The organism is Deltaproteobacteria bacterium (assembly GCA_030654105.1).
In the GTDB taxonomy this organism is placed as follows: Bacteria; Desulfobacterota; SM23-61; order SM23-61; family SM23-61; genus JAHJQK01.
In genome coordinates this window covers 1-6161 of the sequence record JAURYC010000070.1, presented here as the reverse complement: position 1 = coordinate 6161, position 6161 = coordinate 1, and the positions used below count along the sequence as shown (strand labels likewise).

Here is a 6161-nt window from a genome sequence, read left to right as displayed (position 1 = left end):
CCTGGGGGTCCTTCCCGGAGGAGGGGCGGTTATTTCTTCTTTTGTTTCCTATGCGGTAGAAAAGAAGGTTTCCAAACACCCGGAGAAATTCGGCAGCGGAATGATCGAGGGTGTGGCCGGCCCGGAGTCGGCAAACAACGCGGCTACGGGAGGGGCCTTCATTCCCCTGCTCACTCTCGGCATCCCGGCGAACGCCGTCATGGCCATCCTCTTAGGAGCGATGATGATCCATGGGATGCAGCCCGGCCCCATGCTGGTCAAGGAGCATCCAGACCTTTTCTGGGGGGCGGTGACAAGTATGTACTTAGGAAACGTCATGCTCTTAGTCCTCAACCTTCCTCTGATCGGGCTCTGGATAAAAATTCTCAAAGTTCCCTACCCCATCCTCTTCCCCTTAATCCTCCTTTTTTGCCTGATCGGAGCCTACAGCCTGAACAACAGCATCACCGAAGTCTTGATCATGGTCATTTTTGGGCTCATCGGTTACCTGTTCAAAAAATTCGAATATGAAGGGGCTCCTTTGGTTTTAGCCCTCGTCTTGGGGCCCATGATGGAGACGGCCCTTCGTCGTTCTTTGCTCCTCTCGGCGGGAGACCCCATGATCTTCTTCACCCGCCCCATCTCAGCGGTCTTGATGCTGATCTCCTTTTTTCTTTTGGTCTTTCCCCTCCTTCCTCGGCTGGGGAAGAAGCGAGCTGGACTGCCCCAGCGAGAAGGCGAAGATTGAAGGAAAAAATTTTCTATAGAACCCCCCGTTTCGCGGGATGGCCAGCTGAAGATTGACTATCAAGGGGATTGTTCGATGAACCTCACCCAATTCATCAAAGAGCGGGCTAAAGAATTTTACAATAAAATTTTTCTGCGGGAAGGGCCCATTGCCCTCACTTATGGGGAATTTGACCTAATCACCGACCGCATGGCTGCTGCCCTTCAGTCTCTGGGAATGAAAAAAGGGGATCATACAGCCGTGCTCTTGCCCAACAGTATGGATACGTTGCTCTGTTATTTTTCCATTATCAAGGTTGGAGGAACGGTCATTCCTATCAACCCGCTCTATACCCCCCGAGAAATTGCCTTCCTTCTGAACAACTCGGAAGCCAAGGTCTTACTGTCCACAGTTCAATTCCAAAAAACAATTGAAGGGATTCGACCCCAGGTCCCAATCCTAGAAAAGGCTATTTTCCGCCAAGGAGCGGATTCGTCAATCTTCAAGACCGTGGAGGGTTTGGTTCCTGCGGCCAGGTCTCTCCAACCCGTGGACCTCAATTGCGAAGACACCGCCATTATCTTTTACACCTCCGGAACTCTGGGACAACCTAAGGGTGTTATACTTACCCATGGGAATTTCACCTTCTCCGGCCCGAACATCGCCAGGGCTTATGGTCTTAAGGAAGAAGACATCACTATGGCGGTTCTCCCCCTCGTCCACGTTTTTGCTGTGGCGAGTCCTGTATTCGGGAGTCTGAGTTCTGGCGGGACCGTGGTCATCCTGGAGCGCTTCCAGGCCGAAGCCGCTCTCCAGGCCTTCGCCAATTACGGCATAACCTGGTTTCCGGGAGTACCTACGATGTTCAATTACATCTATCACGCCTGGGAGAAAGGAATCTACAAAACCTCTTCCATCCGGATGGGTCTCTCCGGTGGGTCTTCCCTCTCGGTCGAACTGCTAAAAAACTGGGAGAGGCGCTTTCATGCTGAAATCTTGGAAGTTTACGGCCTTACCGAGTCCACCGGCCTCGTTACGGCCAACCCCGTGCATGGGGTGAGAAAAGCCGGCTCCATCGGCCTTTCCGTCCCCAATGTCCAGACCCGCTTGATTGACAAGGATGGGAAGGAAGTCGTCCCCGGAGAGGTTGGCGAATTGCTCTTCAAAGGTGCCAATGCCGCCAAAGGGTACTGGAAACTTCCGGAGCTAACCCGGGAATCTATCCGGGAAGGATGGGTCTATACAGGGGATTTAGCGCAACAGGATGAAGATGGATATTTTTACATCGTCGGTCGGAAAAAGGATTTGATTATCACCGGCGGTTATAATGTCTATCCCCGGGAGATCGAGGAAGTACTCTACACCCACCCGGCGGTGTACGAAGCGGCAGTTGTCGGCATTCCGGATGAAGTGAAGGGGGAAATCCCCAAGGCCTTCATCACTCTTAAGCCCGGGCAGCAAACCTCCGAGGGGGAAATTATCGATTTCTGTAGGGCCAATCTGGCTCCCTACAAGGTTCCCCGCCAGGTGGAGATTTGTTCCGAGCTTCCTAAATCCTCCACTGGAAAAATTTTAACTCAAGAACTAAAAAATAAAGGTTAAAGATTGCTTTCCACCCGCACCAAAATGGCCGTGGTGGCGCTCCTCTATTTTTCCGAGGGCCTTCCTTTCGGCCTGATCAACAATGCTCTCTCGGTATATTTTCGGGTAAAAAAAATCTCCCTGGAGGAAATCGGGCTGCTCAGTCTCTTAGGTTTGGCCTGGTCTTTAAAGCTTCTCTGGGCTCCTCTGGTGGATCGTTTTGGCCAACGCTATTTCTGGATTTTCCCGAGTCAACTTTCCATTGCTCTTTTCAGTGCGATTTTGGCCATTCTCGACCCGGTCTCCGATAAGGCCTTGTTCTGGCTGATGCTCTCTGGAATTTGCTTGGCTTCGGCCACCCAGGATATTGCTGCCGATGCCTACACGATAGACATCCTGGACGAAAAAGAGTTAGGCCCGGCGAACGGGGTCCGTTCCGCATCTTACCGGGTAGCTCTGATCGCCGCCGGTGGCCTCCTGGTGATGCTGAGCGATTCCTTTGGATGGTCCTTCACCTTTATCGCCGCGGCAATGATTATGGCTATTCTGGCTATGGTCGTCTTCAGTTTCCCAGCCTTCCGCAGGAAAAGACCAGCCGTTTCCCACCGGCCATCTCTCTGGCAGCAATGGGTGGGACCCATCCGCATCCTTTTCCAACGGCAGAACTTCTTGGCGGCCGTTATTTTCATCCTTTCTTTTAAAGTAGGTGAAGCCATGTTAGTGGCTATGTCCAACCCCTTCTGGATCGACCGGGGGTTTACTCCCGGACAGATCGGCTTTGTCGTAGGCACCCTGGGAATCCTGGCCAGTATTGTCGGGGCCATTACGGGGGGATCTTTGACGGCCCGCTGGGGAATTGTAAAGTCACTCTGGATTTTAGGCACGATTCAAGCGAGCGCCAGCCTGGGCTATACGCTGGCTTCTCTTCCCTTCGCCCCAGCATTCTCTATTTACTTTGCGGCCCTGCTGGAAAGCTTGGCCATCGGCCTGGCCACTTCCGCTTTCTTAAGCTTCCTGATGAAACTCTGCGACAAGAGATTTAGTGCTACCCACTATGCTTTTCTCAGCACCCTTTTCGGCCTCGGCCGTTCTCTGGCAGGAGTCGCCAGCGGCTATTCCGCCTCTTTTCTGGGTTATCCGGTCTTTTTCCTTGCTACCTTCCTGCTCGGCCTGGCGCCCCTGCTGCTGATCCCGTTCTTGAAACCTACTCTGGCCTGGGTGTCCAAGGAGGAAATATGACTTCCAAGGAATTGAAGGAAAAGATCGCTCAGATGATCATGGTGGGGTTCCCAGAGGCCGAGCTGGCAGAAGAATGCCCCATTGTCCATGCTATAAAAAATTATTCTCTCGGCGGCGTGATTCTTTACAACATCGACCTAAAAGGTTACCTCAATGAGCAGAAGAAGAAGGCCGATCTGACCCGGAATGAGGCGGCCCGGATCTGCCCGAAAAATATCATCTCTCCCGATCAGCTCAAAGCCCTTACGTCCGGGTTGCAAAAATATTCCCGCGTTCCCCTTCTCATATCGGTCGACCAGGAAGGGGGGATCGTGAGCCGGCTTGGACCCGCTGCTGGATTTCCAGAGACCCCGAGTCCCCGATCCCTCGGAGAGAAGGATGATCCTGCAGTGACTACCCTGGCCGCAGAAGCAATGGCTAAGGATCTCCAGCGCAGTGGGATCCACCTCAACCTGGCCCCGGTTGTGGACCTGGACCTCAACCCCGAAGGCCTGATTTCCCGCAACGGCCGTTCCTTCGGATCTGACCCGAAGCTGGTTTATCGGCATGCCAAAGCCTTCATTCTCGCCCACCGGCAACAGAGTATCCTTACCTGCCTGAAACATTTTCCAGGAAAAGGAAGCGCGGGTAAGGACACTCATTTCGAGGTAGCCGATGTAACGTCCCTTTACCAGCCCCAGGAAATCCACCCCTTCTCCTGGTTAATCGAGGAGGGATTAGCCGACACGGTAATGACTTCGCATATTCACCACTGCGGATGGGATAAAAAATTCCCCATAACCCTATCGCCGAAAATTTTACGAATCCTTCTGAGGGAAAAGATAGGCTACCAGGGCGTAGTCATTTCCGACGACCTGCAAATGGGCGCGATTGTCAAGCGGTTCAGCCTGGAAGAGGCGTGTCTCCTGGCTGTCGAGGCGGGTGTGGACATCCTTTTGGCTTCCAATAACAGCCCGGAAGGGAATGACCCGGATCTTTTCCTGCGCATGTTCGAAGCCCTGATCAAAGGGGTCGAGAAGAGACGCATCTCCAAATCTATGATCGAAACTTCCCACGCCCGGATCATGGAATTGAAGAAACGAATTTCTTAAAGGCTTTAGCCTTGACGGTGCTACAATAGCTATTATAATAGCTTATATATTTTCACGAGAAGAAAATTAGAGAAGCCATGAAACTTTTTAAGAGATTGTTTTCCACCTTCAATCGAGAAAAAATAAGATATATGGTTGCGGGGGGGATTGCCGTAAATCTTTATGGAATTGAAAGGTCGACAGCCGATCTCGACATGATTTTGAAACTCGACAAAGAAAACCTGCGAAGGTTTGTTGGAACTGCGAAAGACCTGGGCTTAAAACCCAAAATGCCGGTAAAGCTTGACGATTTTGTCGACGCCGAAAAAAGAAAAGAATGGATAAATGAGAAAGGCATGGTGGTTTTCAGCCTTTATGATGCCCAAAATCCATTTTTTCTCCTGGATATTTTTGTTGAAATCCCCTTTGACTTCGATAAGGTTTACAGGGAACGTAAAATAATAAATTTTGAGGATACGGAGATCTCCGTTGTTCCGATAAAAGAATTGATCCGGATGAAAGAGAAATCCAATCGTCCGCAAGATCAAGCGGATATCTTCTATCTTAAAAAAATCATAGGTGAGTGGAGAGATGAAAAATAGAAAAGAGGTGCCAAGCCAAAAGAGACCTCTTTTATATTATAAGACCAAAGAGGATATTGAGGTCTACCGTAAAAAACCGGTGATTCTGAAGCTTCAATGGCTTGAGGCCCAGATGGAATTCTTTCATAAGGCCATGCCGGCGAAAGCAAAAAAGATTAGAGAGAAGTTGCGACAAGGAGAGATTTAAAGTAGGAAAATTCTGGAACGGGCCATGAGAAGGAGCATTTCTCGGCCCTTTTTTACGGTGGTTCATGTGCCCCATAAGGTGAATTTGGCGAGATCTGACCCGAGGGGAGGACAACAAAAGCGGATTTTGCCACGCCCATTACAAAGCGGAATCAATAAATGAGTATGGCATCCCCCGAATTTTGCAAAATAAAATTTCCTCCAAAATGAATTGATTTAGGCTGTCCTTATTATTATGTGTGGAAGCCAGAATTTTATTAAGCAGACAGGGTTTTGACTAATCGCTTTCACCTACAAATCAATGCGGGGGACCATGGAGAAGAGGTGAATATTATCGATTGAAAGCGTTAACGCCAAGCGTCAGCGGTTGCCGACCGAAGGGAGAGCACCGAAAAGCGCAGCTTTTCGGCAATCCGCTGCAGGCTCTGGTTAAGTGCTCCCTTTTATCTGATGGGCTTCTTGTCTAAGTTTATCTTGCCGACAATGGCCTTAAGGAGCTGATCTCTACCATACAGTTTCCTAAGCACCTCCTCCATAACCTGATATGCCACAGCCAGGTCACATTCTTTCAGATCAGAAGTATGACTTCCAGCATTCCCAATCCACTTGACAGCCATAAGCATGTCGGCGACTTCCGGATTTACTTTCTTGAACGCTTCAAGCTTGTTGTGAAGCTTTCCATTCAGGCCAGGACTAAGTTCTTCTATCAGATCTTCTATAGCGACTCTGACTTTATTCCCAGCGGAAGAGAAGTCCTGCCATGCCAAGGCGAAGGAT

At 50.3% G+C, this 6161-nt stretch carries 7 protein-coding genes; 6 read left to right on the top strand and 1 reads right to left on the bottom strand.

The features are described from left to right. The 6 genes from Q7V48_02815 to Q7V48_02790 all read left to right on the top strand — a co-directional run. Window positions 1-727 (top strand): tripartite tricarboxylate transporter permease (locus Q7V48_02815; protein MDO9209669.1); only part of this gene is annotated, 727 nt, incomplete at its 5' end. A 75-nt stretch (window positions 728-802) separates the two neighbouring features. Further along, window positions 803-2308 carry a long-chain fatty acid--CoA ligase gene (locus Q7V48_02810; GenBank protein ID MDO9209668.1) on the top strand — a complete coding sequence of 502 codons (1506 nt, stop codon included), beginning with the start codon at window positions 803-805 and terminating at the stop codon, window positions 2306-2308. A 3-nt stretch (window positions 2309-2311) separates the two neighbouring features. Then, window positions 2312-3526, top strand: a complete 1215-nt coding sequence (locus Q7V48_02805; protein ID MDO9209667.1) for an MFS transporter — start codon at window positions 2312-2314, stop codon at window positions 3524-3526. Further along, complete coding sequence (locus Q7V48_02800) at window positions 3523-4617, top strand: glycoside hydrolase family 3 N-terminal domain-containing protein (GenBank protein MDO9209666.1); 1095 nt, start codon at window positions 3523-3525, stop codon at window positions 4615-4617. The genes Q7V48_02805 and Q7V48_02800 overlap by 4 nt, the downstream gene beginning before the upstream one ends. A 77-nt stretch (window positions 4618-4694) precedes the next feature. Continuing rightward, a complete protein-coding gene (locus tag Q7V48_02795) occupies window positions 4695-5198 on the top strand; it encodes a hypothetical protein (GenBank protein ID MDO9209665.1) in 504 nt (167 codons plus the stop codon). Next, the gene (locus Q7V48_02790; protein ID MDO9209664.1) at window positions 5188-5385 is read left to right on the top strand and encodes a hypothetical protein; all 198 of its coding nucleotides are present in this window, start codon (window positions 5188-5190) and stop codon (window positions 5383-5385) included. The genes Q7V48_02795 and Q7V48_02790 overlap by 11 nt, the downstream gene beginning before the upstream one ends. 442 nt (window positions 5386-5827) lie before the next feature. On the opposite strand, the gene Q7V48_02785 is transcribed toward Q7V48_02790, so the two are convergent. After that, the coding region (locus Q7V48_02785; protein ID MDO9209663.1) for a DUF4145 domain-containing protein at window positions 5828-6161 on the bottom strand (334 nt) is incomplete at its 5' end.

What these genes read in the sequence shown, in the direction of transcription:
- Q7V48_02795 (MDO9209665.1), top strand. Translation starts at nt 4,695, where the DNA reads ATGAAACTTTTTAAGAGATTGTTTTCCACCTTCAATCGAGAAAAAATA.
- Q7V48_02810 (MDO9209668.1), top strand. Translation starts at nt 803, where the DNA reads ATGAACCTCACCCAATTCATCAAAGAGCGGGCTAAAGAATTTTACAAT.
- Q7V48_02790 (MDO9209664.1), top strand. Translation starts at nt 5,188, where the DNA reads ATGAAAAATAGAAAAGAGGTGCCAAGCCAAAAGAGACCTCTTTTATAT.
- Q7V48_02800 (MDO9209666.1), top strand. Translation starts at nt 3,523, where the DNA reads ATGACTTCCAAGGAATTGAAGGAAAAGATCGCTCAGATGATCATGGTG.